Raw genomic sequence first — 25,361 nt, forward strand, 5'->3', positions numbered from 1 at the left:
CCGCCCTCGCCCGGCTGCGGGCCGCCACCGGCGGCCGGGCCCCGGTCCTCCCCGCCGGCCTCCCGACCGCGATGTTCGGCCGGGCCGTCGAGCGGCGGCTCCCGGCCGGGGCGCCCGGCCCGAGCGTCGGCCTGGCCGGCCCCGGCCTGCCCGGGACGGACGCCGGCATCGTCCTCGTCCCCGCCGACCGACGGACCGGAGAGCCCTGGCGGCCGCCCGGGGACGCGATCGCCGTCCCGCTCCCCGCCCCCGTCTGGGCCTACCTGACGGGACCCGGGGAGACCTCTCCGACGCCGGTGTCCGGAACCCTGCCGGCCCAGGTCGTCCGCGACGACTACCCCCACCCGGAACGCCCGGGGCACCCCTTCCCGCCCGACCACCGCACGCTCCGCAGGACCCTCGCCCGCATGCCCGAGGTCCGCCGCCCCTGGCTACGCGCCCTCTACGACCGGCTCTGACCGGCCCCGTCCAGCACCACCACGTCCTCCGCGCGGAAGGCCACCGCCACCTCCGCGCCCTCCTCCGGCACCTCGCGCGGCGCGCACTCCGCCTCCAGCGGCGGCCCGTCCGCCGGACGCAGCACGACCGTCACGTGGTGGCCGCGGAAGGTGCGGGACTCCACCCGGCAGGCCAGCCCCCCGCCCGCGGCGCCCACCCGGACCCCCGCCGGACGGACCAGCAGCGTCCGCTCCCCCTGGGCGGAGCCCTCCGGGACCGGGATCCGGCCCCACGCCGTCTCCGCCACCGCCCCGGACACCGTCGCCGGGACGACGTTCTCGAACCCCAGGAAGCGGGCCACGAACTCCGAACCCGGCCGCTGCCACACCTCCACCGGCGTGCCCGACCGCACGATCCGTCCGTCCCGCATCACCACCACCCGGTCCGCGAGCGCGAACGCCTCCCCCTGGTCGTGGGTGACCGCCAGGACCGTCGTCCCGAGCCGCCCGAACAGTGCCCGCAGCTCCACCACGAGCCGCTCCCGCAGCCCCCGGTCCAGCTGCCCCAGCGGCTCGTCCAGCATCAGCAGCCGGGGCCGCGGCGCCAGCGCCCTCGCCAGCGCCACCCGCTGCTGCTCGCCGCCGGACAGCGAGGCGACCGCGCGCCGGCCCGCGCCCGGCAGCCCGACCAGGTCCAGCAGCTCCTCGACCCGCCCGGCCCGCTCGTCCTTCGGCACGCCGTGCATCCGCGGCCCGAAGGCCACGTTCCCGGCGACGTCCCTCTGCGGGAAGAGCTGGTGGTCCTGGAACATCAGGCCCACCCCGCGCCGGTGCACCGGCACCCCCGCCTGGTCCGCGCCCGCGAGCAGCACCCGGCCCGCGTCCAGCGCCTGGAGCCCGGCGACCGCCCGCAGCAGCGTCGACTTGCCGGACCCGCTCGGGCCCAGCACACAGACGATCTCGTGCTCGGCGACCGCCAGGTCCACCGCGTCGAGGACCGCCCGCGCCCCGAACCGTACGGTCGCTCCCTCAAGGGTCAGCATCAGAACTCCCCGGTGGTCCGGTCGGTCCGCAGCCGTTCGAGCAGCAGCAGGGACACCGCGCACACCACCATCAGAATCGTCGACAGGGCCATCGCCTGCCCGTAGTTGAGCTCGCCCGGCCGGCCCAGCAGCCGCGCCACCGCGACCGGCAGCGTCGGGTTGTCGGGCCGGGCGATGAAGACGGTCGCGCCGAACTCGCCGAGCGACACCGCGAAGGCGAACCCGGCCGCGATCAGCAGCGCCCGCCGCACCAGCGGCAGGTCCACCTCCCGCCAGGCCCGCCACGGCGACGCGCCGAGCACCGCCGCCGCCTCCCGCAGCCGCTGGTCCACCGCCCGCAGCACCGGCAGCATCGTCCGCACCACGAAGGGCACGCCGACCAGCGCCTGCGCGAGCGGCACCAGGATCCAGCTGGCCCGCAGGTCGAACGGCGGCTCGTCCAGCGTGATCAGGAACCCGAAGCCGACCGTCACGGCCGACACCCCGAGCGGCAGCATCAGCAGCGCGTCGAAGCCCCGCACCAGGCGTCCGGCCCGCCTCGTGAGCGCCGCCGCCGCGAGCCCGCCGATCACCACCGCGATGGCCGTGGCCGCGACCGCGTACCGCAGCGAGTTCCCGACCGCCTCCAGCGGCGGCACCAGGAACGTCCCGGCCTCGTCCAGCGAACCCAGCGCCCGGTAGTAGCGGAGCCCGTACCCCTCCGGCGTGGCGAAGGAACGCTCCACCAGCACCCCGAGCGGCAGCAGGATCAGCACCGCCACCGAGGCCAGCACCCCGCCGAGCAGCGCCCACTGCCCGACGCCGCGCGGCCGGCGTGCGGTCAGCTCCGGCGGGACGAGCCGCAGCGCCGTCTCCCGCCGCCGCACCGTCCGGGCGTGCACGGCCAGGATCGCGCCGACCGCCACGAACTGCGTCAGCGTGAGCACGGCCGCCGTCCGCAGGTCGAGCAGCCGGGCCGTCTGCCGGTAGATCTCCGCCTCCAGCGTCGTGTACGCGTCCCCGCCGAGGATCTGCACGACGCCGAACGACGTGAACGTGAAGAGGAAGACCATCAGCGCCGCTGCCGACACCGCCGGCACCAGCGCCGGCAGCGTCACCGCCCGCCACGCCGTCCACCGGGAGGCGCCGAGCACCCGGGCCGCCTCCTCCTGGCGCGGATCGAGCTGCGCCCACAGCCCGCCGACGGTCCGGACGACGACCGCGTAGTTGAAGAAGACGTGCGCGAGGAGGATCGCCCCCACACCGGTGTCGAGCCGCAGCCCCCACAGCTCGTCGGTGAACCCGCCCCGGCCCAGCAGGGCCAGGAACGCGGTGCCGACCAGCACCGTGGGCAGCACGAACGGCACGGTCACCACCGCCCGCAGCACGCCCTTGCCGGGGAAGGCGAAGCGGGCGAAGACGTACGCGCCCGGCAGCGCCACCACCAGCGTCAGCCCGGTGGAGGCGGCCGCCTGCCAGACGGTGAAGCCGAGCACGTCGAGGATGTCGGAACGGCCCAGGGTCCGCCCGATCGCGCCGAGGTCCCAGGCGCCGTCGGGCCGCAGCCCGCGCTCGACGATCGACACGACGGGCCAGGCGAAGAAGACGGCGAAGAACGCGACGGGCAGGACCATCAGCCCCAGCCGCGCCGCGCTCCCCCCGCGGCCGGACCTCACTTGAGGAGCGACGACCACTGCTGGATCCACGCCTCGCGCTTCTCGGCGATCTTCTCCGGCTCCATCGTCTCCGGCTTCTCGACGACCACGCCGTGCTTCGTGAACAGCTCCGGCAGGGTCGCGTCCTTCGCCACCGGGTTCACGAACATCTGGAGCGGCATGTCGTCCTGGAACTTCTTCGAGATCAGGAAGTCGATCAGCGCCTTGCCGCCCTCGGGGTTCTTCGCCCCGCTCAGCAGACCGGCGAACTCGATCTGCCGGAAGCAGGTGCCGGTGGACACCCCGGTGGGGGCCTCCTTCGGCTGCGGCTCGGCGTACAGCACCTCGACCGGCGGGCTGGAGGCGTAGGAGACGACCAGCGGGCGGTCGCCCTTGGCCTCCTTGCCGCCGGCCGAGCCGGAGAACTCCTGGTTGTAGGCGAGCTCCCAGCTGTCGACGGTCTTCACGCCGTTCGCCTTCAGCTTCGACCAGTAGTCCTGCCAGCCCGCGTCGCCGTACTTCGCGACGGTGCCGAGGAGGAAGCCGAGGCCCGGGGAGGACCGCTCGGGGTTCTCCACCACGAGGAGGTCCTTGTACTCCGGCTTCGCCAGGTCGTCGAAGGACTGCGGCGGCGCCAGCTTCTTGTCGGCGAAGTACTTCTTGTCGTAGTTGACGCAGATGTCGCCGGTGTCGATCGGGGTGACCCGCTTGTCGAGCTTGAAGCCGGCCGGGATCCGGTCCGCGCCCTTCGCCTCGTACGTCTCGAAGATGCCGTTCTCGACCGCGCGGGAGAGGAGGGTGTTGTCGACGCCGAAGAAGACGTCGCCCTGCGGGGAGCCCTTGGTCAGGATCTCCTTGTTGACGGCCTCGCCGGCGTCGCCGGCCTTGAGGACCTTGACCGTGAAACCGGTCTGCTTCGTGAACTCGGCCAGCACCTCCTTGGAGGCGTTGAAGGAGTCGTGGCTCACGAGGGTCACGGTCTTCGGCGCGGGCGACCCGGACTTGCCCGCGGCGTCCCGGACGTCCTCCGTGGAGCAGGCGGCGAGGCTCGTGACGCCGAGCGCCGCGGCGAGCGCGACGGCGGCGGCCTTCTTGGTGTGCATGTGGTTGTCCTCCTGGGTGGGACCAGAAGGAGACGCGGCCCCGCCCACCCGGAGGTGGGCAGGGCGCAACAGCTCGAGTTACGACCGAACTTCCTACCCAGAATGACCTGGGCGAGGTTCAGAGGGTCTGCGGTCTACGGTTACCGCACTCTCAGCGCTGTGGCGCTCCCCTGTCGGAATATGCAGGTGTGTTCGAGCACAGGGTACAAGGTCAGCGTTCGGAGGCCGCGAGCTGTCCACAGGCGCCGTCGATCTCCTGGCCGCGGGTGTCGCGGACGGTGACCGGCACGCCGTGCCGGGCGATCGCGTCGACGAACGCCTTCTCGTCCTCCGGGCGGGAGGCGGTCCACTTCGAGCCCGGCGTCGGGTTCAGCGGGATGAGGTTGACGTGCACGCGCTTGCCCTTGAGCAGCTTGCCGAGCAGGTCACCGCGCCACGCCTGGTCGTTGATGTCCCGGATGAGGGCGTACTCGATGGAGATCCGGCGGCCGGACTTCTCCGCGTACTCCCAGGCGGCGTCCAGCACCTCCCGCACCTTCCAGCGGGTGTTCACCGGCACCAGGGTGTCGCGCAGCTCGTCGTCGGGGGCGTGCAGCGAGACGGCGAGCCGGCACTTGAAGCCCTCGTCGGCGAAGCGCAGCATCGCCGGGACGAGCCCGACCGTGGAGACGGTGATCCCGCGCTGCGACAGGCCGAGGCCGTCGGGCTCGGGGTCGGTGAGCCGGCGGATGGCGCCGACGACCCGCTTGTAGTTGGCGAGCGGCTCGCCCATGCCCATGAAGACGATGTTCGACAGCCGCGCGGGCCCGCCGGGCACCTCGCCGTCACGCAGCGCGCGCATGCCGTCGACGATCTGGTGCACGATCTCGGCGGTCGACAGGTTCCGGTCGAGACCGGCCTGGCCGGTCGCGCAGAACGGGCAGTTCATGCCGCAGCCGGCCTGCGAGGAGATGCACATCGTCACCCGGTCCGGGTAGCGCATCAGCACCGACTCGACGAGCGTTCCGTCGTGCAGCCGCCACAGGGTCTTGCGGGTGGTGTCCTCGTCGCACGAGATGTGCCGGACCACCGACATCAGGTCGGGCAGCAGCTCCCCGGCCAGCTTCTCCCGCGAGGCGGCCGGGATGTCCGTCCACTCGGCGGGGTCGTGCGCGTACCGCGCGAAGTAGTGCGTCGACAGCTGCTTGGCGCGGAAGGGCTTCTCGCCGATCGCGGCGACGGCCTCCTTCCGCTCGGCGGGCGAGAGGTCGGCGAGGTGCCGCGGCGGCTTCTTGGCTCCGCGCGGGGCGACGAAAGTGAGTTCTCCGGGCAGCGGACGGGCCACGGCGGCGTCTCTCCTCAAACAGGCACGAGGTCTGGCACCCGCGCGGCGGCGGAAGCACGGCAACACGGTGCCGAAGCCAGGAGACCTCACTGGACCGTCCCCGCGGTGGCGAGGACGACGAAAGGGCCCGGAACACACGTCCCGAGCCCTTCCAGAGTACCCGCTGCCCGTCAACCCGTTCCGACGAGCGGCGCGGGCGACCGCCCGCTCAGCCCGTGCCCACGAACAGTGCCAGCAGCAGCCACACCACCGGCGCGGTCGGCAGGAGCGAGTCCAGCCGGTCCATGATGCCGCCGTGGCCGGGGAGGAGCGTGCCCATGTCCTTGATGCCCAGGTCCCGCTTGATCATCGACTCGCCGAGGTCGCCGAGCGTCGCGCTCGCCGCCACCGCCAGGCCGAGGATCAGGCCCTGCCACCAGGTCCCGTCGTCGATCAGGAACTGCATGCACAGCGCGCCGGCCGCCATCGCGAAGGCCACCGCGCCGAACAGTCCCTCGCGGGTCTTGCCGGGGCTGATCCGCGGCGCCAGCTTGTGCTTGCCGAAGCGCCAGCCCACCGCGTACGCCCCGGTGTCGCTGACCACGGTGAGCAGCAGGAAGGTCAGCACCCGCCACGGCCCGTCGTCGGCGGTGAGCAGCATCGCCACGAACGTCGCCAGGAACGGCACGTAGAACGCGGCGAAGACGCCCGCCGTGACGTCCTTCAGGTACCCCTCGGGGGGTTCCGTCATCCGCCAGACGAGCACCGCGAGCGCCGTCAGGGCCATCGCGACCCAGGCGCCCTCGGGGCCCCGCACGTACCCGGCGACGACCATCGCCGCGCCGCCGACGGCGAGCGGCACCAGCGGCGCCTTGATCGCCTTGCGCTCCTGGAGCCGGGAGGTCAGCTCCCACAGGCCGACGACCACGGCCACCGCCACCACGCCGACGAACGCCGGCTTCCAGATGAACAGCGACGCGATGATCACGGCCCCGAGACCGACGCCGACCCCTATGGCCGCGCCCAGGTCCCGGCCCGCGCTCTTCTTCTGCCGCGGCGCGGGGGCCGCGGACGGCGGAGGAGGCGGGACGGGGCTGGGCATGGGCTCCTGCGGGTGCTCGTGCGGGGTCTCGTCACGGAACAGGGGACCGCCCGGGTGGGCGGCCCCCCGTCCGTGTCCGTCCTGGAATCCGCCGGCGGGTACGTCGGGCACGATGGGCATGGGGCGAGTCTGCGCCGCCCGGTGCCGATCGTGGGCGGGACCCGCCGGGGCAGGCCCCTGGTCGGGTCCGCCGAGACCTGAACCGGCCGCCGGCGCCCCCCAGGATGAGTCGTTCATCAGACCTCGAGGAGCTCGGCTTCCTTGTGCTTCAGCAGCTCGTCCACCTGCGCGACGTACTTCGCGGTGGTGTCGTCGAGCTCCTTCTCCGCGCGGCGGCCCTCGTCCTCACCGACCTCGCCGTCCTTGACGAACTTGTCGATGGTCTCCTTGGCCTTGCGCCGCACGGAGCGGATCGAGATCTTGGAGTCCTCGGCCTTGCCCTTGGCGACCTTGATGTAGTCCCGGCGACGCTCCTCGGTCAGCTCCGGGAAGGTCACTCGGATGATGTTGCCGTCGTTGCTCGGGTTGACGCCGAGGTCCGAGTCGCGGATGGCCTGCTCGATGTTGCGCAGCGCGCTCTTGTCGAACGGGGTCACCACGGCCATGCGCGGCTCCGGCACCGAGAACGACGCCAGCTGGTTGATGGGCGTGAGGGCGCCGTAGTAGTCGGCCACGATCTTGTTGAACATCGCCGGGTGCGCACGGCCGGTGCGGATCGCGGCGAAGTCCTCCTTGGCGACCACGACCGCCTTCTCCATCTTCTCCTCGGCCTCGAGGAGGGTCTCTTCGATCACCACATGCTCCTGCGTGTCGTCGCGTTGTGTCGGTTGAGAGCGGGCCTCAGGCCCGGGTGCCCTGGTCGCTCACGAGCGTGCCGATCTTCTCACCCGTGACGGCGCGCGCGATATTGCCCTCGGCGAGCAGTTCGAAGACGAGGATCGGGAGCTTGTTGTCGCGGCACAGGGTGATGGCGGTGGCGTCGGCGACCTTGAGGTCACGCGTGATGACCTCGCTGTACTCCAGGGCGTCGAACTTGACCGCGCCGGGGTTGGTCCGCGGGTCGGAGTCGTAGACACCGTCCACGCCGTTCTTGCCCATGAGGAGGGCCTCGGCGTCGATCTCCAGCGCGCGCTGGGCGGCGGTGGTGTCCGTGGAGAAGTACGGCATGCCCATGCCCGCACCGAAGATGACCACGCGGCCCTTCTCCAGGTGGCGCACGGCCCGCAGCGGGATGTACGGCTCGGCGACCTGGCCCATGGTGATGGCGGTCTGGACGCGCGAGTCGATGCCCTCCTTCTCCAGGAAGTCCTGGAGGGCGAGGCAGTTCATCACGGTGCCGAGCATGCCCATGTAGTCGGAGCGGGCCCGGTCCATGCCGCGCTGCTGGAGTTCGGCACCGCGGAAGAAGTTGCCGCCGCCGATCACGATCGCGATCTGAGCGCCGTCGCGGACCACGGCCGCGATCTCACGCGCGATGGCGTGCACGACGTCCGGGTCGACACCGAGACCGGTACCGCCGGAGAAGGCTTCCCCGGACAGCTTCAGCATGTAGCGGCCGAGCTTCTTGCCGCTGTTGTCGTCGTGGCCCTGTTCGGCGCCCTGATTCATGGAGATCTCCTCGTACACATACGAAGAAGGCCATTGCCTTGGGTCCTCGTGGGTTTCCCGTACGGCAATGGCCTCCTCGTCACATCTGCGGTCGTCCCGCCCGGGGCGGGACGACTGTCTCAGACCCTACCCGGGTCCGGTGTCCGTCGCGTGTGGCGAACGGACTCAGATGCCGACCTTGATGCGGGTGAAGCGCTTCAGGGTGACACCGGCCTCGTTGAGGACCTGCTGGACAGACTTCTTGTTGTCCAGGGCGTACGGCTGGCCGAGCAGCGTGGCGTCCTTGAAGAAGCCGTTGACGCGACCCTCGACGATCTTGGCGATCGCGGCCTCGGGCTTGCCCTCGGCGCGGGTGGTCTCCTCGGCGATGCGACGCTCGGACTCGACGACCTCGGCCGGGATCTCCTCACGGGTGAGGTACTTCGGCGCGAAGGCGGCGATGTGCTGCGCGACGCCCTTGGCGACCTCGGCGTTCTCCTTGTCGAGCTCGACGAGGACACCGATCTGCGGCGGGAGGTCCGGCATGGTGCGGTGCATGTACGCGGAGACGTAGCCGTCGGCGTAGGCAGCGAAGCGGTCCAGGACGATCTTCTCGCCGAGGTTGGCGTTGGCCTCGTCCACGAAGGCCTGCACGGTCTTGCCGGCCTCGATCTCGGAGGCGAGCAGGGCCTCGATGTCGGCCGGCTTGGTGGCGGCGACGTGCGCGGCGAGGGCGTTGGCGACGGCGAGGAACTTGTCACCCTTGGCGACGAAGTCCGTCTCGCACTTCAGCTCGACGAGGACGCCGGAGGTGTTGTCGTCGGCGATGAGGGAGACCACGGCGCCGTTCTCGGCGGAGCGGCCCTCGCGCTTGGCGACACCCTTCTGGCCCTTGATGCGCAGGGCCTCGACGGCCTTGTCGACGTTGCCGTCGGCCTCTTCGAGGGCCTTCTTGCAGTCCATCATGCCGGCGCCGGTGAGCTCACGGAGCTTCTTGACGTCAGCGGCGGTGTAGTTCGCCATGAGTCTGTTTCTCTCTCGAAGTCAGAAAGATCTACGAAGATCTACGGCGGGACGGCGGGGGCTTCTTGGGCCCCCGCCGTCACCTCCGTGGTGTTCCGGAGTGCGGAAGGGTCAGGCCTGCTCGGCCGGAGCCTCGGCCTCGGCGGCCTCGACCTCGGCGGCCGGGGTCTCGACCTGGGCCTCGGCCTCGACGGCCTTCTCGGTCTCGGCGGAGGACTGGACCTCGGCGGCCTCGTCCTTCTTCTCGCCCTCGAGCAGGTCGCGCTCCCACTCGGCGAGCGGCTCGCCGGCGGCCTTCTCGCCCGGCTTCGAGTCGCCGGTCGCGGCGCCGGAACGGGCGATGAGGCCCTCGGCGACGGCGTCGGCGATCACGCGGGTGAGCAGGGTGACGGAGCGGATCGCGTCGTCGTTGCCCGGGATCTTGTAGTCGACCTCGTCGGGGTCACAGTTGGTGTCGAGGATCGCGACGACCGGGATGTTGAGCTTGCGAGCCTCGCCGACGGCGATGTGCTCCTTCTTGGTGTCGACGATCCAGACGGCGCTCGGCACCTTCTGCATCTCGCGGATACCACCGAGGGTCTTCTCCAGCTTGGCCTTCTCGCGCGAGAGGACCAGGAGCTCCTTCTTGGTGAGACCCGACGCCGCGACGTCCTCGAAGTCGATCTGCTCGAGCTCCTTGAGGCGCTGCAGACGCTTGTAGACGGTCGAGAAGTTGGTGAGCATGCCGCCCAGCCAGCGCTGGTTCACGTAGGGCATGCCGACGCGCGTCGCCTGCTCGGCGATGGCCTCCTGGGCCTGCTTCTTCGTACCGACGAACATCACGGAGCCACCGTGGGCGACGGTCTCCTTGACGAACTCGAAGGCGCGGTCGATGTACGACAGCGACTGGAGCAGGTCGATGATGTAGATGCCGTTGCGCTCGGTGAAGATGAAGCGCTTCATCTTCGGGTTCCAGCGACGGGTCTGGTGACCGAAGTGGACGCCGCTCTCCAGCAGCTCCCGCATCGTGACGACGGCCATGGCCGTATCTCCTTGGGTTTCTCGGTTGTGTTCCTGACGCCCCGGCGCGCCGTGCCACGAAGGACCGAAAGGCGCTGCCACCGCGCTCTGAGAGACGAGTGGCGGGGCGTGCGAAGTCGACCCGGTGACCCGGGTCGCCATAGGAAGTGTACGGGACCCCGGGAGCGGCGGGTGACGGCACTGTCCACAGGCCGCCGCTCGTCCACAGAAATCGGCCTTCCCCACCGGTGGCCTCCCCGCCCGGGGAGGCTCTCCCCATGCAGCTCACCACCGTGATCCTCGCCCTCGCCCTGCTCTGGCCCGTGGCCCCGCCCCCGCCCCCGCCCCCGCCCCCGCCCGAGATCCTCCGCGGCTGGCGCCCACCACCGGGCCCCTACGCCGCCGGCCACCGCGGCATCGACCTCGCCGCACCCCCCGGCACCCCCGTCCTGGCCCCCGCCGACGGAACGGTCACCTTCGCCGGCCCCGTCGGCGGCCGCGGCGTCGTCACCCTCACCCTCACGGGTACCGGCACTCCCCCGCTCCGCACCACCTTCTCCCCCGTCACCCCCCTCACCCCCCGAGGCACCCACGTCTCCGCCGGAACCCCGATCGCCACACTCACCCCCGGCACCCACTGCCCCACGAGCTGCCTCCACTGGGGCCTGCTCCGCGGCAAGGACTACCTGAACCCCCTCCTCCTGACACCCCGACCACACTCCCGGCTGCTCCCGGTCGACGGGTAGCGGGGGGGGAGCGGGGTGGCCTGGGGCATGGGGCCTGAGGCCTGAGGCATGGGGCGCGGGGGGGGGGAGGGAGGGGGTGGGGGGCGGGGGGGGAGGGAGGGCCCCCTGGTTCAGGAGGTGGGGCCGGTGACGCCGTGGAGGGCCATGGAGACCGCCGCGTCGGCGACGACGGTCGGGTCCTCGGCGGCGCCGAGTTCGATGCGGCGGACGGCGGCGTCGACGACGCCCTGGAGGAGCATGGCGCCGAGGCGGGGCTCGGGGACGCCGAGGTCGGCGAGGGCTTCGACGACCATGGCGACGAGGCCGCCGTGGGCGGCGCGGATCTTCTCGCGGGCGCCGTCGTCGAGCTCGCCGGCCGAGATGGCGACGACGGCGCGGTGGCGGCGGTCGCCGACCAGGTCCAGCTGGGTGCGGACGTAGGCGGCGACCTTGGCGTCGGGGGTGTCGGCGTCGGCCATCGCGAGTTCGACCTCGGCGGCCCAGACGGGGAAGTCGACCGCGCACAGTTCCTCGACGACGGCGGCGCGGGAGCGGAAGTACTCGTACACCGACGAGCGGGCGAGGCCGGTGCGCTCGGCGAGCGCGGGGAAGGTCAGCGCCTCCGTCCCGCCCTCGGACAGCAGGGAACGCGCGGCGTCCAGGAGGGCGCCGCGCTGCATGGTCCGGTGCTCGGCCACGGAGGCCGCTCGAATCCTGGGCACGGCTCCACTGTACGACCGGCGGGGGCGGGTCAGCGCCCTACATCGGCCAGCTTGGCGCGGAGCTGCAGGACGGACTTGGTGTGGATCTGGCTGACGCGGCTCTCGGTGACGCCGAGGACGTTGCCGATCTCGGCGAGGGTCAGGCCCTCGTAGTAGTAGAGCGTGACGACGGTCTTCTCGCGCTCGGGGAGGGTGTTGATGGCGCGGGCGAGCAGTCGGCGCAGTTCGCGGTCCTCGGCGACCTCGACGGGGTTGTCGGCGGCCGTGTCCTCCAGGGTGTCCATGAGCGAGAGCCGGTCGCCGCCCTCGCCGCCGACGTGCAGGAGCTCTTCCAGGGCGACGACGTTGGCCAGGGACAACTGGCTGAAGACCGCGTGCAGTTCCTCCAGCTGGATGCCGAGTTCGGCGGCGACCTCGCTCTCGCTGGGGGTGCGGCGGAGCTGGGCTTCGAGGGTGGCGTAGGCGCGCTCGACGTTGCGGGCCTTCTGGCGCACGGAGCGGGGGATCCAGTCGAGGGCGCGGAGTTCGTCGATCATCGCGCCGCGGATGCGGGTGATGGCGTAGGTCTCGAACTTGATGGCGCGCTCGACGTCGAACTTCTCGATGGCGTCGATGAGGCCGAACACCCCGGAGGAGACGAAGTCCGCCTGTTCGACGTTGGACGGCAGGCCGACGCTGACGCGTCCGGCGACGTACTTGACGAGGGGCGAGTAGTGCAGGATCAGCTGCTCCCGCAGGCGCTCGTCGCCGGAGGACTTGTACGAGCGCCACAGCTCGTCGAGCGAGGTCGGCGCGGCCGGCCGCACGGTGCCCCGGGCTGCGGGGGGCACCGCAGCGCGGTCAGACCCGGAGGTGTGCTGGGGCATGCGTTGCCTTGAGCCGTTCTGCTGTCGGGTGTGTCGGTCTGGGTGTCCTGTGGGGAATCCTGGTGAGCGTAGCGTGAGTGCGGTGTCGCGGTGAGCGAACGGGAGCGGATCGCGTCGGTCCCGGGGGACGCGGTCGGCCACATCTTCGAACCGGGGTCGTGGCGCGTGTCGGCCCCGCCGGTGCGGCCGAGAGAACTCGGTTGTTCATCGGCTTCACCTTTTCACCCGAATGCGCCAGGTCAAGGACCGCCTCGCCGCGCGTTCGACCCCGGCTTGCCGGTGTTCGTCAACCTCCATCCGTCGCCGTCCCGCTCGGCGTGACCGAGGGCGTGGAGTTCGTACAGCCGGGCGAGGGTGTCGTCGGGGCCGGCCCCGGCGCGGCGGGCGATCTCCGCGGTGGGTGCGGGCGGGTGGACGGGGAGGGCTTCGAGGACCTGGGCGGCGGCGGGGTCGAGGAGGTCCCGGGGCAGGACGGGGCCGCGTCGGGCGGGGGCGAGGTCGCCGATGGCGCCGACGAGTTCGACGACCTCGTCCGCGTCGGTGACGAGGGTGGCGCCGCCGCGCAGCAGCTCGTGGACGCCCGCGGAGAGGGCGCTGGTGACGGGGCCGGGGACGCCCATGGTGTGGCGGCCGAGGCGGAGGGCGGCGCGGGCGGTGACGAGGGAGCCGCTGCGGTGCCGGGCCTCGACGACGACGGTGCCTCGGGTGAGGGCGGCGATGACGCGGTTGCGGAGGATGAAGCGGCTGGGGGTGGGGTGGCTTCCGGGTGGGAGTTCGCCGATGAGGAGTCCTTGGTGGGCGATGCGGTCGAGGAGCGCGGTGTGGCCGCGGGGGTAGGGGGTGTCGACGCCGCTGGCGAGGACGGCGGCGGTGGCTCCGCCGGCGGCGAGGGCGCCGCGGTGGGCGGCGCCGTCGATGCCGTAGGCGGCGCCGGAGACGACGATCCAGCCGTGGCGGCTGAGTCCGGTGGCGAGTTCGGCGGCGGTGTGGGCGCCGTAGGGGGTGCAGGCGCGGGCGCCGACGAGGGCGACGGAGCGCAGGGCCCAGGTGCGCAGGGGGGCGGGGCCGCGGGTCCAGAGGCCGACGGGCCGGGCGTCGCCGAGGTCGTCGAGCTGGGTGGGCCAGTCTGGGTCGCCGGGGACGAGGAAGCGGCCGTCGAGTCGGGTGATGTGGTCGAGGTCGGCCTCGGGTGTGGTGGTGCGGGCGCGGTGGCGCCAGCCGGCGAGGCGGCGGGGGCCGGTGCCGGGGAGTGGGGGTTCGCGGGGGTCGCGCAGGAGGGTGAGGAGCCGGGTGGCGCCGTGGGTGCGGAGGGCGTGGCCGGCTTGTTCGTCGCCGGGTTCGAGGATGCGGGTGAGGGCGGCGCGGGCGAGTCGTTCGGCGTCGGGGGTCGGGGTGGGGGTGGGGTGGTGGTCGGTCACGGTCGGTCTCCGGTGGTGAGGGGGACGCCTCGGGCGATGCCGGTGCGGAGTTCGAGGGCGTGGGCGATGTCGGCGTGGTCGGGGCGGTCGTGTCCGGAGAGGTCGGCGATGGTCCAGGCGACGCGGAGGACGCGGTCGAGGCCGCGGGCGGTGAGGAGTCCTCGTTCGATGTCGCGTTCGGCGTGGGCGAGGGCGCCGGGGGCGGCGAGGTAGCGGGTGCGGAGTTCGTGGCCGGGGATCTCGCTGTTGAGGGTCCAGGGGGTGCCGGTGAGGCGGGCGGTGGTGCGGGCGCGGGCTTCGCGGACGCGGTCGGCGACGGTGGTGGTGGGTTCGCCGCGGCCGCTGCGGCCGAGGAGGTCGTCGCGGGTGACGGGTTCGGCTTCGACGCGGAGGTCGACGCGGTCGAGGAGGGGGCCGGAGAGGCGGGCCTGGTAGCGGCGGACGGCGGAGGGCGGGCAGTCGCAGCCGGCGCCGTGGAGGGTGTGGCGGCCGCAGGGGCAGGGGTTGGCGGCGAGGGTGAGGAGGAAGCGGGCGGGGAGGCGGACGACGCCCGCGGCGCGGGCGATGACGACGTGTCCGGATTCGAGGGGCTGGCGGAGGGCGTCGAGGGCTTTGGTCGAGAACTCGGGGGCCTCGTCCATGAAGAGGACGCCCCGGTGGGCGAGGGAGACGGCGCCGGGGCGGGGGATGCCGTTTCCGCCGCCGACGAGGGACTGCATGGTGGCGGAGTGGTGGGGGGCGCAGTAGGGGGCGCGGCGGACGAGGGGTTCGCCGGGCGGGAGGATGCCGGCGACGGAGTGGACGGCGGTGACTTCGAGGGATTCCTGTCGGGTGAGGGGCGGGAGGATGCCGGGGAGGCGTTCGGCGAGCATGGTCTTGCCGGCGCCGGGTGGTCCGGTGAGGAGCAGGTGGTGGCCGCCTGCGGCGGCGATCTCCAGGGCGCGGCGGGCGGTGTGCTGTCCGGCGACGTCGGCGAGGTCGGGGCCTTCACCGGGGTCGGGGGCGAGTCCGGTGCCGATGCCGGCGCCGGGGACGAGGAGGCCGGCGAGCATGGCGTCGGGCCGGCCGTGGTCGGCGGGGTCCTCGTCGGGGACGGGTTCGCCGGTGAGGACGGCGATGAGCTGGCGGAGGGTGTGGACGCCGAGGACGGAGACGCCGGGGACGAGGGAGGCTTCTCCGGCGGTCTGTTCGGGGACGACGACCTGGTGGTAGCCGGCGTCGGCGGCGGCGAGGACGGCGGGGAGGATGCCGCGGACGGGGCGGACGCGTCCGTCGAGGCCGAGTTCGCCGATGAGGACGAGGTCGGCGATGGAGCGGGGGTCGATGCGTTCGGCGGCGCCGAGGACGGCGGCGGCGACGGCGAGGTCGAATCCGCTGCCTGATTTGGGGACGGAGGCGGGGCTGAGTCCGACGGTGAGTTTCTTCTGGGGCCATTCGGCGCCGGAGTTGACGACGGAGGCGCGGACGCGGTCGCGGCTCTCGCTGAGGCTCTTGTCGGGGAGGCCGACGAGGGTGAAGGCGGCGACGCCCGGTTCGAGGTCGGCCTGGACCTCGACGACGACGCCTTCGACGCCGACGAGGGCGACGGAGCAGGTGCGGGCGAATCCCATCTCAGGCCACCCCTCGTGCGTGGGTGAGGACGGGGGCGCCGCGTCGGGGCAGGACAATGCCGATGAGGTCGACGCGGACGCCGCCGGCGGGTGGCGGGGTGCCGGTGTGGTCGAGCCAGCAGGCGGCGAGGTGCAGGAGCCGGGCGGTCTTGTGGGGGGTGACGGCGGCCATGGGGTGTTCGAAGGCGCCGATCCGTCGGGTCTTGACCTCGCAGATGACGAGGGTGTCGCCGTCCCGGGCGACGATGTCGATCTCTCCGGTCCGGCCGTGGCGCCAGTTGCGGGCGAGGATGTGCAGGCCGGTCTCGGTGAGCCGGCGGGCCGCCAGCTCTTCTCCGTACCGTCCGAGTGCTTGGGTCGCGTTCATGAGGACCACCTCCGTCACCGACTGTGACGGAGGTGGTCCTGTGCGTGTGCGGGGCTGTGGACGAGTGGGCGGTCGTGGGAGACCGGCTCACTCACACGGGTGAGAGGAGGGGGTTCAGCTGCCGGGCAGTTCGAGGTCGCTCTTGTTGAGCTCCTCGATGTTGACGTCCTTGAAGGTGAGGACGCGGACCTGCTTGACGAACCTGGCGGGCCGGTACATGTCCCAGACCCAGGCGTCGGCCATGCTGACTTCGAAGAAGACCTCGCCCTGGACCGAGTGCACCTGCATCTCGTAGTCGTTGGTGAGGTAGAAGCGCCGCTCGGTCTCGATCACGTATTTGAACAGCCCGACGACGTCGCGGTACTCCCGGTAGAGCTTCAGCTCCATCTCGGTCTCGTACTTCTCGAGGTCCTCGGCGCTCATGGCATGTTCCCCTTCAGCCGTGCGTCCCCCTATTGTGCGCCAGCCGGGCGCGCCCCTAAACGATTTCCGGGGCGAGAACGACGGGCGTGCTCGGGGGTCCCTCGTCGAGCAGCGTGCGCAGCAGCTCGGCGAGCCTGATGGGGTACACGGTCTCATGGGCCGCCGACAGTTCGGCGGAGGTCCACCATCTCAGGCCGGAGAGACTGCGGGTCTCCAGCGGGGTGAGGGCCTGGGGGCCGGGTACGGGGCCGGTGTGGCGGGTGCGGGCGAGGTAGTACCACTCGTCCTGGTCCCAGCGGCGGCCGGCGAAGGGGAAGGAGCAGTGGCGGCGCCAGAGGACGGGGCCGAGTTCGACGTCGGTGAGGCCGGTCTCCTCGGCGAGTTCGCGCAGGGCGGCCTGGGCGCGGGTCTCGTCGCCCTCCAGTCCGCCGCCGGGGGTGAACCACCAGGTGTCGGTGGGGTCGTCGGGTTCGTGGCCGTGCATGAGCAGGACGCGGTTCTCGGGGTCGAGCAAGATGACCCGCGCTACCTGCCGGACCACGTCGCCGGCCTCGGCTGCGCCGCCCACGTCGCCCTCCGCGGCGGAGCCCGTACCGCCAGGAACGGAGCCCGTACCGCCACCGGCAGCGCCCGTACCCCCAGGAACAGAGCCCGTACCGCCAGGAACCGAGCCCGTAGCGCTCGTCATGCCTTCACCTTCTCCCTCGCGGGCTTGGCGCGCCCGCCCAGGAGCTTGGCGACGGGGCCGTAGGCGGCTCCGGCGAGGATGAGGAAGGCGCCGGCGGCGATGGCGGTGAGCAGGAGGCCGACGGGGCCGGGGGTGGAGACGCCGCCGGGGAGGGCGGCGAAGGCGGCGGGGCGGTCCACGAGTCCGCCGTCGAGCGGCCAGACGACGGAGTCGACGCGAGCGACGACGGTGGAGCGGGGGACGGAGCCCTGGGCGGTGTCCTCGAGGTGGCTGCGGGAGTCGAGGGAGGTGGTGCGGTCGTCGCCGAGGAGGAAGAGGCTGCCCTCGGGGACGGTGGCGCTGAACTCCTCGGGGACGACGCCGCCCGGGCCGCCCGCGCCGGTCCCGAGGTAGGGCTCGTCGAGCGGGGTGCCGTTGACGGTGAGGCGGCCGCCGGTGCCGCAGCAGGCGACAGTGTCGCCGCCGATGCCGACGACGCGTTTGACCATGGTGGCGTCGCCCCACAGGGGGTCCTTGAAGACGACGATGTCGCCGCGTCGGACCTCGTCGCCGTCGATCCGCTGGGCGAGGACCTTGGAGCCGACGGCGAGGGTGGGGGCCATGGAGCCGGTGGGCACGGTGTACGGCTGGTAGAGCAGCGCTCCGGCGACGAAGCCGCCGAGGAAGAGCAGACAGCCGACGGCCACGGCCAGCCCGGACAGTGCGCTGCCGAGCCGGCCGTGGCCGTCACGTTTCTTGGTCGTTCCGCTCATGCGCACCCCAGGGGTCTGTCGACGATCTGGGACGGCACCCTACCCGCGGGAAGCTACTCGGCGGTATGCCGTGTGGCTCGCTTCTTGCGGCGCCAGAGCACGAGCGGGAGTGCTCCGGCGAGTCCGGCCGCGGCCGGGAGGGCGGCGGGGGCGGCGGGGGCGGCGGCCGAGGCCGGGTCGAGGCCGGGCTGGTCGAAGACGTCCGGGACCGGGAGGGTGGCCCAGCGGGTGATCGGCCAGGCGACGACCACGGCGCGGCCGACGACCTGGTCCTCGGCGATGGTACCGCCGCCGGGGAGCTCCTGGTGGAAGCGGGAGTCGAGGGAGTTCTGCCGGTTGTCGCCCATGACCCAGATGCGGTCCTGGGGGACCTTGATCGGGCCGAAGGAGTCCTGGCAGGGGACGGAGCCGGGGTAGAGGTAGGCGGTCTCGTCGAGTTCCTTGCCGTTGAGGACGACCTTGCCGCCCTCCTTGCAGGAGACGGTGTCGCCGCCGACGGCGATGACCCGCTTGATGAGGTCCTTCTCCTCGGCGGACGGCATGAGGCCGATGAAGCTGAGGAACTTCTGGATCGCGTTGGGCTTGGGGGTCTCGGCGGTCTCCAGCCAGCCGCCCGGGTCGTGGAAGACGACGACCTCGCCGCGCTCGGGCTCGGAGCCGAACCAGGGGGTCAGCTTGTCGACGAGGACCCGGTCGCCCTTCTTGAGGGTGTTCATCATCGATTCCGAGGGAATCGAGAACGCCTGCACCAGGAAGGTCTTGATCAGCAGGGCGAGGATCAGGGCGATGCCGATGAGGAGGGGCAGTTCCTTCCAGAAGGAACGCTGCTTCCTCGGCGGTGCGCCGTTCTCGCCGTGTTCGCCGCCGTCGCCGGTGTCGGTACCGGTGTCGTCGGGACCGCCGGTCCCGCCGGTCCGCTCCGGGCGCTCGCCGGACGACGACGTCCCGTCGCCGTTCGTGTTCTCTTCCGTCACGTTCTCACCTCTGGCCCCGTCGGCCCTGTCCTCGGGCCCGTCCTGTCCGGAACGCGCGCCGACGGCCACTTCCCCCACATCCACTCCTCACTCCGTGCAACTGCCCGCCCCGGAACAGGGACAGGCCCGCCACTCCCATAACGAGCAGGAGTTCCGCAGGGGTCGGCGGCCAGGGCATTCCGTTCGCGTTCCGCGAGGACACACTATGCGACATGCCGAGCGCGGTCTCGGAGGTCGTACGTCCGTCCGGCACGGCGGCGAAGGTGTCCCGCTCCTCCAGGCCGCGCCAGTGGCCGAGCGGCCAGGCGATCGCCACGGCGCGGCCCACGACCTGTTCCAGGGCGACGGTGCCCCGGCCCGGCTCGTCCAGGTGGTAGCGGGAGTCGGCGGAGTCGGAGCGGTGGTCGCCGAGGACGAAGATCCGGCCTTCGGGGACCTTCACGTCGAAGGGGATCGTGGACGGCTTGTCGCCGGGGTTGAGGTACGGCTCGTCCAGGGGCACGCCGTTGACGGTGATCCGGCCGTCCTGACCGCAGCAGCGGACGGTGTCGCCGCCGACCGCGACAACCCGCTTGATGAGGTCCCGCTCGTCGGCGGAGGGCATCAGGCCGATGAAGGTCAGCGCCTGCTTGAGCTGCTTGATCCCGATGGGGTCGTCGGCGGCGGGGGCGGTGTCCTGGTGGAGCCAGTTGCCGGGGTCCTTGAAGACCACGACGTCGCCGCGCCGGGGTTCGGAGCCGAACCACGGGGTGAGTTTGTCGACGACCACGCGGTCGCGGATCCGGATCGTCTGCTCCATGGAGCCGGAGGGGATGACGAACGCCTGGACGAGGAAGGTCTTGAGGACGAGCGCGATGAGCACCGCGACGCCGACGAGGATGGGGATCTCGCGGAGCGCGGAGCGCTGCCGGCGCCTCTTGACCTTGCGGGCGAGCCTGCGGCGTTCGGCGCGGCCGGGCGGCGGCGCGTCGGTGCCGCCCGGTTCGCCGCCGGGGCGGCGGCCGCGGCTACCCATGTGCCCTCCCCCGGGGGCCGACCTGGTGTCCGCCGGCCGGTGGCGGCGGTACGGCGTCGTAGGCGTCGCTCTCGCTCACGGTGGTCCAGCGGCCGAAGGGCCAGACGATCCAGTCGGCGCGGCCGACGACCTTGTCGACGGGGACCACGCCGCCGCCGGGGTTGCCCAGGTGGTCGCGGGAGTCGCTGGACTGGCTGCGGTGGTCGCCCATCACCCAGAGGGTGCCCGGGGGGACGACGATGTCGAAGGGCACGTCGGAGGGCCGGTCGCCGGGGGTGAGGTACGGCTCCTGGACGCGGGCGCCGTTGACGGTGAGCCGACCGGTCGCGTCGCAGCAGACGACCCGGTCGCCGCCGACGCCGACGACGCGCTTCACGAAGTCGGTCTCGTCGGGGGCGGCGAGCCCGAGGGCGGCGGCGGTGTCGTGCAGCAGGCCGGTGACGGGGTCGCCGGTGGGCTCCTCCTGGACGAAGGATCCGGTGCCGTCGAAGACGACGACGTCCCCGCGGCGCGGCTCACTGCTGAAACGGTACGCCAGCTTGTTGACCAGGATCCGGTCCCCGACCTGGAGGGTCGGTTCCATGGAGCCGCTGGGGATCAGGAACGGCTGGGCCACGAAGTGGCTGAGGAGGAGCAGGAAGACCACGCAGACGGCGCCGAGCAGGCCCGTCCTGCGCCAGGAGGGGCCGCGCCCGGTGTCGGGGTCCGCCTCGGGTTCGGCGTCGGTCCCGGGTCCCGGGCTGGTGTCCGGGCCCTCGGGTGCCCCGGAAACGCGCACGGAGCGCGACCCGTCGTCCGAGGCGGGATCCGGTTGGGGATCCGCCGGGGAGGAGGGGTCGCGCTCCGTGTGCTGTGCTTCGGTGTCCATCGGGGGGTGAGCCTATCCGGCCCGCCTGTACGAGGAGCGTGAAGCGTCACGCGAGCGGTGAGCCGTGGCTCAGCGGTCGCGCTTCTCCTTGATCTTCGCGGCCTTGCCGCGGAGCTCACGGAGGTAGTAGAGCTTGGCGCGACGGACGTCACCGCGGGTCACGACCTCGATCTTCTCGAAGATCGGGCTGTTCACCGGGAAGGTGCGCTCGACGCCGACGGAGAACGAGACCTTGCGGACGGTGAAGGTCTCGGAGACGCCGGAGCCCTGGCGGCGGATGACGACGCCCTTGAACTGCTGGATACGCGAGCGGTTGCCCTCGATGACGCGCACGTGGACGTTCACGGTGTCGCCGGGACGGAAGGCGGGCAGGTCGGAGCGGAGGGAAGCCGCGTTCACCTGGTCGAGCAGGGAGGCCATGGAGGTCTCTTTCCTCGCCGATGCCACAGGTCATCAGCGGTGACGTACGAATCATGGGAGCGCCGTACGGTCGTTGGCGGGCGGCTCCCCCTGTGGCAGGGGCGCGCGCCGGACGTACGGCAGTCGCCTATTCTTCCACGCCCTCGACCCTGCGCCAAAATCGGCCGCCGGGCTCGGGGGCCCAGCCGAGGATGGAAAGGGTCTCGCGGTCCTTCTTGTCGAAGGCGGCGGGGTCGCAGCGCTCGATGAGGTCGGGCCGGTGGGCGGCGGTGCGGCGGAAGGCCTCGTCGCGGCGCCAGCGGGCGATCTTGCCGTGGTGGCCGCTGACCAGCACGTCGGGGATCGCGTGACCGCGCCACTCGGGGGGCTTGGTGTAGACGGGGCCTTCGAGGAGGTTGGCCATGGCGCCGGGGGCGAAGGAGTCGTCGCGGTGCGACTCGGCGTTGCCGAGGACGCCGGGGAGGAGGCGGGCGACGGCCTCGGTGATCACCAGGACGGCGGCCTCGCCGCCGGCGAGCACGTAGTCGCCGATGGAGACCTCGTAGACGGGCATGCGGGTGGCGTACTCGTCCATGACGCGGCGGTCGATGCCCTCGTAGCGGGCCGGGGTGAAGATCAGCCAGGGTCGCTCGGAGAGTTCGACGGCGAGTTCCTGGGTGAAGGGCCGGCCGCTGGGGGTGGGGACGACGAGGACGGGGCCGTGGGCTCCGGCGTCGTAGCCGTCGGCGAGGGTCTGGTCGAGGGCTTCGCCCCAGGGCCCGGTCTTCATGACCATGCCGGGGCCGCCGCCGTACGGGGTGTCGTCGACGGTGTTGTGCCGGTCGTGCGTCCACTGCCGCAGGTCGTGGACGTGGACGTCGAGCTGGCCGCGCGCGCGTGCCTTGCCGACGAGGGAGACGTTCAGCGGTTCGAGGTACTCGGGGAAGATCGTGACGACGTCGAGCCTCATACCTGGTCGTCCTCTTCGGCGTCGCGGGCGGAGGCGATCTCGGCGCGGTCGTCGATGAGGCCGGGCGGCGGGTCGATGACGGCCCGCTGGTTCTCCAGGTCGATCTCGGTGACGATCTGCTCGACGAAGGGGATCATCAGCTCGGTGCCGTCGGGGCGCTCGACGATGAACAGGTCCTGCGAGGGCAGGTGGGAGATCTCGGTGATCGCGCCGACGAGGGTGCCGTCGGCGAGGACCACGTCGAGGTCGACGAGCTGGTGGTCGTAGTACTCGTCCTCCTCCTCGGGGAGTTCCTCGGGGTCGATCTCGGCGATGAGGAGGGTGTTGCGGAGGGCTTCGGCGGCGTTGCGGTCGCGGACGCCCTCGAAGCGGAGGAGCAGCCGGCCGCTGTGCACCTTGCCGGACTCGATGGTCAGCGGACCGGCGGAGGCCGGGTCGGTGAGCAGGACGGCGCCGGGGCCGAGCCGCAGTTCGGGCTCGTCGGTGCGCACCTCCACGGTGACGTCGCCCTTGATCCCGTGGGCGCGGCCGATCCGCGCGACTACCAACTGCACTGGTGAACTCTTCCTGTCGTACGGCAACGGGCCGGGGTGGGCGGCTGCCCTCCCCGGCCCGTGCCGGTGTCAAACTTTCAGCGGACCTGGTCCACGTCGACGAGGTCGACGCGGATGCCACGGCCGCCGATGGCGCCCACGACGGTGCGCAGCGCACGCGCGGTGCGGCCGTTGCGGCCGATCACCTTGCCGAGGTCGTCGGGGTGGACCCGGACCTCCAGCACGCGGCCGCGACGCAGGTTGCGCGAGGCGACCTGCACGTCGTCGGGGTTGTCGACGATGCCCTTCACGAGGTGCTCGAGAGCCTCCTCGAGCATGATCAGGCCTCGGTGGTGGACTCGGCCTCGGCCTCGTCCGCCTTCGCCTTCTTGGCCTTCGGGGTGATGGCCTCGCCCTTGTCCTCGGCGCCCTCAAGCGCCTTGGCGAACTCGTCGAAGGAAGCGCGCTTCTCTTCCTTGGTCACCGGGGAGAGCAGGGCCTTCTCCGGGGCCGGGAGGCCCTTGTGCTTCTGCCAGTCGCCGGTGAGCTTCAGGATGGCGAGGACGGGCTCGGTCGGCTGGGCGCCGACGGAGAGCCAGTACTGCGCACGCTCGGAGTCGACCTCGATACGCGACGGGTTGTACGTCGGGTGGTAGAGGCCGATCTCCTCGATCGCGCGGCCGTCACGGCGGGTGCGCGAGTCGGCGACGACGATGCGGTAGTGCGGCTGGCGAATCTTGCCGAGGCGCTTGAGCTTGATCTTGACTGCCACTGGAGTGGTGTCTCCTGGTCTTGACGTGGTGGGGCACTTGAGATGCCACGTGGGGTTGCGGTACTCGGGTGCCCGATGGACGCGTCAGCCGGAGGAGAGAGGGGTCCTGTGCGACTGTCGAGTACAGCTGACCATTGTGCCACACCCCGCCAGGTCAACCGGCGGCGCCCACCGTCTCGGGGATCCGGAAGGGCTTGCCGCATCCGCCGCACACGATCGGGGCCTGCGCGAGCACCGAGGGCACCACGCGCACGTTGCGCCCGCAGTCGCAGACGGCCTTGACGCGGACGCCGCCGCCCGAGGAGCCGTGCCGGGCGGCCGGTCCGCGGAAGGAGCGCTTGGTGTCGGAGGCCGTGGCGACCGTGTGCGCCTTGAGGGCGCGCTGGAGCCGCTCGATGGTGGGCCGGTACCGGCGCTTCGCCTCGGGGTTGAGCGTGACCAGGGAGAAGCCGCTGCTGGCGTGCGGCTCCTCGGGATGGTCGAGGCCCATCTCCTCGGCGATCGCGAGGAATCTGCGGTTGTGGTAGCGGCCGGCGCGGGAGGTGTCACGGACACCCCGGGCGGCGGCGATGCCGTGGACTGCCTCGTGGAGCAGTCGCTCGAAGGAGAGCTCGGCGCCGCAGGCGGACGAGGACTCTCCGATCAGGGACTCGGGCGCGGCGAGGTCCGGCAGCTCGGGGTGGTGCCGCTGAATGTCGGCCCACGCCTGCGCCAGCTCTGCGGCGAGGACAGGTGGTGTCGTGCTCACGTCGGGTACAACGAGCCGGATCCCCTCCGGGTTCCATTCCGGGGCAACTCAAATATTTTGCACGTACCCGTCAGTCGGTACCCAGGCGTCCGGAGCTGGTGCACAGCGGCGCATACGCCCCGGCGCGCGGTCATGTCACGCGCGCCGGAGCGGTGTGGGAGGGGACACTACCGGGCCGGTGCCCGAGTTCGGGCACCGGCCCCCTCCTCGACGGACCGGCGCTCGCGCCCCCTGCGCGCCGGGGCTCGCGCGGGGTGGCCCGAACTCGTCCGGAGTCGTCCGGCGCGAGCACTGGACGCCGGGCGCGAAGCGCAGTTCCCTGACTACGGGGGGCTGTCGTCCGGCACGGAATGGGGCCTGATCCATGACACCTACGCTCGTCCCGCACCACCCCGCGCGCGACTGGGCCGAGATCCAGGAACGGATGCTCGTCCCGCTCTACGAGGCGGCCTACGCGCGCCTCGGCGTGGGCCCCGGCACCCGCCTGCTGGGCCTGGACTGCGGCACCGGCCTGGCCCTGCTGATGGCGGCGGCCCGCGGCGCCTCGGTCGCCGGGGCGGAGGGGGACCACGCGCGCGTGGAGCTGGCCAGGACCCGCCTCCCCGACGCCGTGACGGTCACCCCGGACGTGCCGGCGGACGGTTCCTACGACGTGGTCACCGCCTTCCACGCGGCCGACCGCACCTCCTTCGGGCCGGCCGACCTCACCCGGGTGGCCCAATCGGGCGCGGCGGTCGTGCTGGCCGGCTGGGGGCCGCCGGAGCGGTGCGCGACGGAACCGCTGCTGCGGCTCGCGGACCGGCTCGCGGACCGGCGCCCCTCCCCCGGCACCGACCTGGGCGCGCTGGCGGTGCGGGCCGGGCTGCGGCCGGTCGGCGCGGGGCGGGTGGCCTGCCCCTTCGGCTACGCGGACGAGGCCAGCGCGGTGCGCGGGCTGCTGTCCACCGGCGTCTTCGACGCGGCCGTGCGGGCCACCGACCCGGCGCAGGTGGAGAAGGAGATCGAGGAGGCCCTGGCCCCGTACCGGCGCCCCGACGGCACGGTGTGGATGCCGAACGTCTTCCGGTACGTCGTCGCGCGCGTCGCGTAGGAGAACGCGGGAGCCGTACGGCTCCGGCGACTGCCGTACGGACGCGGGCCGGGGCCGTACGGGCGTCCCCGCTCCCCCGGGAGACGTCCGCTCCCCGGCCCGTGCCCACGGGCCCCGGCCCGGGGACACGGCCTCCCGGCCGGCGTCCGTACGGCTCAGGCCGCGCCCTTGCCGCTCGGGCCGCGTCCGT

At 72.3% G+C, this 25,361-nt stretch carries 28 protein-coding genes and 1 pseudogene; 3 read left to right on the forward strand and 26 right to left on the reverse strand.

Features of this window, described 5'->3' with window-relative positions:
- Positions 1–458: pseudogene (locus IE321_RS26755) on the forward strand (hypothetical protein); the annotation flags it as partial.
- On the opposite strand, the gene IE321_RS26760 reads toward IE321_RS26755, so the two are convergent.
- The 9 genes from IE321_RS26760 to rpsB form a co-directional block, all read right to left on the reverse strand.
- The gene (locus IE321_RS26760; RefSeq protein WP_190224839.1) at positions 443–1,480 is read right to left on the reverse strand and encodes an ABC transporter ATP-binding protein; all 1,038 of its coding nucleotides are present in this window, start codon (positions 1,478–1,480) and stop codon (positions 443–445) included. The pseudogene IE321_RS26755 and the gene IE321_RS26760 overlap by 16 nt on opposite strands.
- On the reverse strand, positions 1,480–3,093 hold the full coding sequence (locus IE321_RS26765; protein WP_190224852.1) for an ABC transporter permease: 1,614 nt from the start codon (positions 3,091–3,093) through the stop codon (positions 1,480–1,482). Before IE321_RS26765 ends, IE321_RS26760 begins: the two co-directional genes overlap by 1 nt.
- 38 nt (positions 3,094–3,131) lie before the next feature.
- Positions 3,132–4,217, reverse strand: a complete 1,086-nt coding sequence (locus IE321_RS26770; RefSeq protein WP_190224840.1) for a thiamine ABC transporter substrate-binding protein — start codon at positions 4,215–4,217, stop codon at positions 3,132–3,134.
- A gap of 211 nt (positions 4,218–4,428) precedes the next feature.
- Positions 4,429–5,541 (reverse strand): dual-specificity RNA methyltransferase RlmN, encoded by a 1,113-nt coding sequence (gene rlmN, locus IE321_RS26775; protein WP_190224841.1) that lies wholly within the window; start codon positions 5,539–5,541, stop codon positions 4,429–4,431.
- A 208-nt stretch (positions 5,542–5,749) separates the two neighbouring features.
- The gene (locus IE321_RS26780; protein ID WP_079022233.1) at positions 5,750–6,859 is read right to left on the reverse strand and encodes a phosphatidate cytidylyltransferase; all 1,110 of its coding nucleotides are present in this window, start codon (positions 6,857–6,859) and stop codon (positions 5,750–5,752) included.
- Positions 6,859–7,416, reverse strand: a complete 558-nt coding sequence (gene frr, locus IE321_RS26785) for a ribosome recycling factor (RefSeq protein WP_043226950.1) — start codon at positions 7,414–7,416, stop codon at positions 6,859–6,861. Before frr ends, IE321_RS26780 begins: the two co-directional genes overlap by 1 nt.
- A gap of 46 nt (positions 7,417–7,462) precedes the next feature.
- Positions 7,463–8,230: a UMP kinase gene (gene pyrH / locus IE321_RS26790; RefSeq protein WP_043227002.1), complete on the reverse strand. Its 768-nt coding sequence runs from the start codon at positions 8,228–8,230 to the stop codon at positions 7,463–7,465.
- A 165-nt stretch (positions 8,231–8,395) separates the two neighbouring features.
- Positions 8,396–9,232 carry a translation elongation factor Ts gene (gene tsf, locus IE321_RS26795; protein WP_043226949.1) on the reverse strand — a complete coding sequence of 279 codons (837 nt, stop codon included), beginning with the start codon at positions 9,230–9,232 and terminating at the stop codon, positions 8,396–8,398.
- A gap of 111 nt (positions 9,233–9,343) precedes the next feature.
- Positions 9,344–10,252: a 30S ribosomal protein S2 gene (gene rpsB, locus IE321_RS26800; protein ID WP_043226948.1), complete on the reverse strand. Its 909-nt coding sequence runs from the start codon at positions 10,250–10,252 to the stop codon at positions 9,344–9,346.
- Between the two features lie 257 nt (positions 10,253–10,509).
- Here rpsB and IE321_RS26805 point away from each other — a divergent pair, with 257 nt between their 5' ends.
- Positions 10,510–10,977 carry a M23 family metallopeptidase gene (locus IE321_RS26805; RefSeq protein ID WP_190224842.1) on the forward strand — a complete coding sequence of 156 codons (468 nt, stop codon included), beginning with the start codon at positions 10,510–10,512 and terminating at the stop codon, positions 10,975–10,977.
- Positions 10,978–11,087: 110 nt separating this feature from the next.
- On the opposite strand, the gene IE321_RS26810 is transcribed toward IE321_RS26805, so the two are convergent.
- From IE321_RS26810 to IE321_RS26890, 17 genes are all read right to left on the reverse strand, one after another.
- Positions 11,088–11,654 (reverse strand): TetR/AcrR family transcriptional regulator, encoded by a 567-nt coding sequence (locus IE321_RS26810; protein WP_043232703.1) that lies wholly within the window; start codon positions 11,652–11,654, stop codon positions 11,088–11,090.
- 53 nt (positions 11,655–11,707) lie between these two features.
- Positions 11,708–12,544, reverse strand: a complete 837-nt coding sequence (gene whiG, locus IE321_RS26815) for an RNA polymerase sigma factor WhiG (protein ID WP_043232705.1) — start codon at positions 12,542–12,544, stop codon at positions 11,708–11,710.
- A 239-nt stretch (positions 12,545–12,783) separates the two neighbouring features.
- Positions 12,784–13,962, reverse strand: a complete 1,179-nt coding sequence (gene dprA / locus IE321_RS26820; RefSeq protein ID WP_190224843.1) for a DNA-processing protein DprA — start codon at positions 13,960–13,962, stop codon at positions 12,784–12,786.
- Positions 13,959–15,572, reverse strand: coding sequence for a YifB family Mg chelatase-like AAA ATPase (locus IE321_RS26825; protein ID WP_190224844.1), 1,614 nt, complete (start codon positions 15,570–15,572; stop codon positions 13,959–13,961). Before IE321_RS26825 ends, dprA begins: the two co-directional genes overlap by 4 nt.
- A 1-nt stretch (position 15,573) precedes the next feature.
- Positions 15,574–15,939 carry a YraN family protein gene (locus IE321_RS26830; protein ID WP_043229399.1) on the reverse strand — a complete coding sequence of 122 codons (366 nt, stop codon included), beginning with the start codon at positions 15,937–15,939 and terminating at the stop codon, positions 15,574–15,576.
- 114 nt (positions 15,940–16,053) lie between these two features.
- Positions 16,054–16,362, reverse strand: coding sequence for a DUF2469 domain-containing protein (locus IE321_RS26835; protein WP_005311352.1), 309 nt, complete (start codon positions 16,360–16,362; stop codon positions 16,054–16,056).
- Between the two features lie 55 nt (positions 16,363–16,417).
- Complete coding sequence (locus IE321_RS26840; protein WP_226651384.1) at positions 16,418–16,930, reverse strand: NUDIX hydrolase; 513 nt, start codon at positions 16,928–16,930, stop codon at positions 16,418–16,420.
- A gap of 116 nt (positions 16,931–17,046) precedes the next feature.
- Entirely contained in the window at positions 17,047–17,802 is a 756-nt protein-coding gene (gene lepB, locus IE321_RS26845) for a signal peptidase I (RefSeq protein WP_190224846.1), read from the reverse strand.
- A gap of 53 nt (positions 17,803–17,855) precedes the next feature.
- The gene (lepB, locus tag IE321_RS26850) at positions 17,856–18,845 is read right to left on the reverse strand and encodes a signal peptidase I (protein WP_190224853.1); all 990 of its coding nucleotides are present in this window, start codon (positions 18,843–18,845) and stop codon (positions 17,856–17,858) included.
- Positions 18,781–19,791, reverse strand: a complete 1,011-nt coding sequence (gene lepB, locus IE321_RS26855) for a signal peptidase I (RefSeq protein WP_043229377.1) — start codon at positions 19,789–19,791, stop codon at positions 18,781–18,783. Before lepB (IE321_RS26855) ends, lepB (IE321_RS26850) begins: the two co-directional genes overlap by 65 nt.
- A complete protein-coding gene (gene lepB, locus IE321_RS26860; protein ID WP_190224847.1) occupies positions 19,784–20,659 on the reverse strand; it encodes a signal peptidase I in 876 nt (291 codons plus the stop codon). Before lepB (IE321_RS26860) ends, lepB (IE321_RS26855) begins: the two co-directional genes overlap by 8 nt.
- A gap of 69 nt (positions 20,660–20,728) precedes the next feature.
- Positions 20,729–21,079 (reverse strand): 50S ribosomal protein L19, encoded by a 351-nt coding sequence (gene rplS, locus IE321_RS26865; protein ID WP_043229374.1) that lies wholly within the window; start codon positions 21,077–21,079, stop codon positions 20,729–20,731.
- A 127-nt stretch (positions 21,080–21,206) separates the two neighbouring features.
- Positions 21,207–22,028 carry a tRNA (guanosine(37)-N1)-methyltransferase TrmD gene (trmD, locus tag IE321_RS26870; protein WP_190224848.1) on the reverse strand — a complete coding sequence of 274 codons (822 nt, stop codon included), beginning with the start codon at positions 22,026–22,028 and terminating at the stop codon, positions 21,207–21,209.
- A complete protein-coding gene (rimM, locus tag IE321_RS26875) occupies positions 22,025–22,582 on the reverse strand; it encodes a ribosome maturation factor RimM (RefSeq protein ID WP_190224849.1) in 558 nt (185 codons plus the stop codon). The genes trmD and rimM overlap by 4 nt, the downstream gene beginning before the upstream one ends.
- A 77-nt stretch (positions 22,583–22,659) precedes the next feature.
- A complete protein-coding gene (locus IE321_RS26880) occupies positions 22,660–22,899 on the reverse strand; it encodes an RNA-binding protein (RefSeq protein WP_005311361.1) in 240 nt (79 codons plus the stop codon).
- 2 nt (positions 22,900–22,901) lie between these two features.
- The gene (rpsP, locus tag IE321_RS26885) at positions 22,902–23,333 is read right to left on the reverse strand and encodes a 30S ribosomal protein S16 (RefSeq protein WP_043229369.1); all 432 of its coding nucleotides are present in this window, start codon (positions 23,331–23,333) and stop codon (positions 22,902–22,904) included.
- Between the two features lie 154 nt (positions 23,334–23,487).
- The gene (locus IE321_RS26890; protein ID WP_043229367.1) at positions 23,488–24,081 is read right to left on the reverse strand and encodes a hypothetical protein; all 594 of its coding nucleotides are present in this window, start codon (positions 24,079–24,081) and stop codon (positions 23,488–23,490) included.
- Between the two features lie 364 nt (positions 24,082–24,445).
- On the opposite strand from IE321_RS26890, the gene IE321_RS26895 reads away from it, so the two are divergent.
- Positions 24,446–25,171 (forward strand): class I SAM-dependent methyltransferase, encoded by a 726-nt coding sequence (locus IE321_RS26895; RefSeq protein WP_190224850.1) that lies wholly within the window; start codon positions 24,446–24,448, stop codon positions 25,169–25,171.
- Positions 25,172–25,361 lie beyond the last annotated feature (190 nt).

Source organism: Streptomyces hydrogenans, assembly GCF_014656075.1.
Lineage (GTDB): Bacteria > Actinomycetota > Actinomycetes > Streptomycetales > Streptomycetaceae > Streptomyces > Streptomyces hydrogenans.

What these genes read in the sequence shown, in the direction of transcription:
- IE321_RS26760 (WP_190224839.1), bottom strand. Translation starts at nt 1,480, where the DNA reads ATGCTGACCCTTGAGGGAGCGACCGTACGGTTCGGGGCGCGGGCGGTC.
- IE321_RS26765 (WP_190224852.1), bottom strand. Translation starts at nt 3,093, where the DNA reads ATGGTCCTGCCCGTCGCGTTCTTCGCCGTCTTCTTCGCCTGGCCCGTC.
- IE321_RS26770 (WP_190224840.1), bottom strand. Translation starts at nt 4,217, where the DNA reads ATGCACACCAAGAAGGCCGCCGCCGTCGCGCTCGCCGCGGCGCTCGGC.
- IE321_RS26780 (WP_079022233.1), bottom strand. Translation starts at nt 6,859, where the DNA reads ATGAACGACTCATCCTGGGGGGCGCCGGCGGCCGGTTCAGGTCTCGGC.
- pyrH (WP_043227002.1), bottom strand. Translation starts at nt 8,230, where the DNA reads ATGAATCAGGGCGCCGAACAGGGCCACGACGACAACAGCGGCAAGAAG.
- tsf (WP_043226949.1), bottom strand. Translation starts at nt 9,232, where the DNA reads ATGGCGAACTACACCGCCGCTGACGTCAAGAAGCTCCGTGAGCTCACC.
- rpsB (WP_043226948.1), bottom strand. Translation starts at nt 10,252, where the DNA reads ATGGCCGTCGTCACGATGCGGGAGCTGCTGGAGAGCGGCGTCCACTTC.
- IE321_RS26805 (WP_190224842.1), top strand. Translation starts at nt 10,510, where the DNA reads ATGCAGCTCACCACCGTGATCCTCGCCCTCGCCCTGCTCTGGCCCGTG.
- whiG (WP_043232705.1), bottom strand. Translation starts at nt 12,544, where the DNA reads ATGCCCCAGCACACCTCCGGGTCTGACCGCGCTGCGGTGCCCCCCGCA.
- IE321_RS26825 (WP_190224844.1), bottom strand. Translation starts at nt 15,572, where the DNA reads ATGGGATTCGCCCGCACCTGCTCCGTCGCCCTCGTCGGCGTCGAAGGC.
- IE321_RS26830 (WP_043229399.1), bottom strand. Translation starts at nt 15,939, where the DNA reads ATGAACGCGACCCAAGCACTCGGACGGTACGGAGAAGAGCTGGCGGCC.
- IE321_RS26835 (WP_005311352.1), bottom strand. Translation starts at nt 16,362, where the DNA reads ATGAGCGCCGAGGACCTCGAGAAGTACGAGACCGAGATGGAGCTGAAG.
- lepB (WP_190224846.1), bottom strand. Translation starts at nt 17,802, where the DNA reads ATGAGCGGAACGACCAAGAAACGTGACGGCCACGGCCGGCTCGGCAGC.
- lepB (WP_043229377.1), bottom strand. Translation starts at nt 19,791, where the DNA reads ATGGGTAGCCGCGGCCGCCGCCCCGGCGGCGAACCGGGCGGCACCGAC.
- lepB (WP_190224847.1), bottom strand. Translation starts at nt 20,659, where the DNA reads ATGGACACCGAAGCACAGCACACGGAGCGCGACCCCTCCTCCCCGGCG.
- rplS (WP_043229374.1), bottom strand. Translation starts at nt 21,079, where the DNA reads ATGGCCTCCCTGCTCGACCAGGTGAACGCGGCTTCCCTCCGCTCCGAC.
- trmD (WP_190224848.1), bottom strand. Translation starts at nt 22,028, where the DNA reads ATGAGGCTCGACGTCGTCACGATCTTCCCCGAGTACCTCGAACCGCTG.
- IE321_RS26880 (WP_005311361.1), bottom strand. Translation starts at nt 22,899, where the DNA reads ATGCTCGAGGAGGCTCTCGAGCACCTCGTGAAGGGCATCGTCGACAAC.
- IE321_RS26895 (WP_190224850.1), top strand. Translation starts at nt 24,446, where the DNA reads ATGACACCTACGCTCGTCCCGCACCACCCCGCGCGCGACTGGGCCGAG.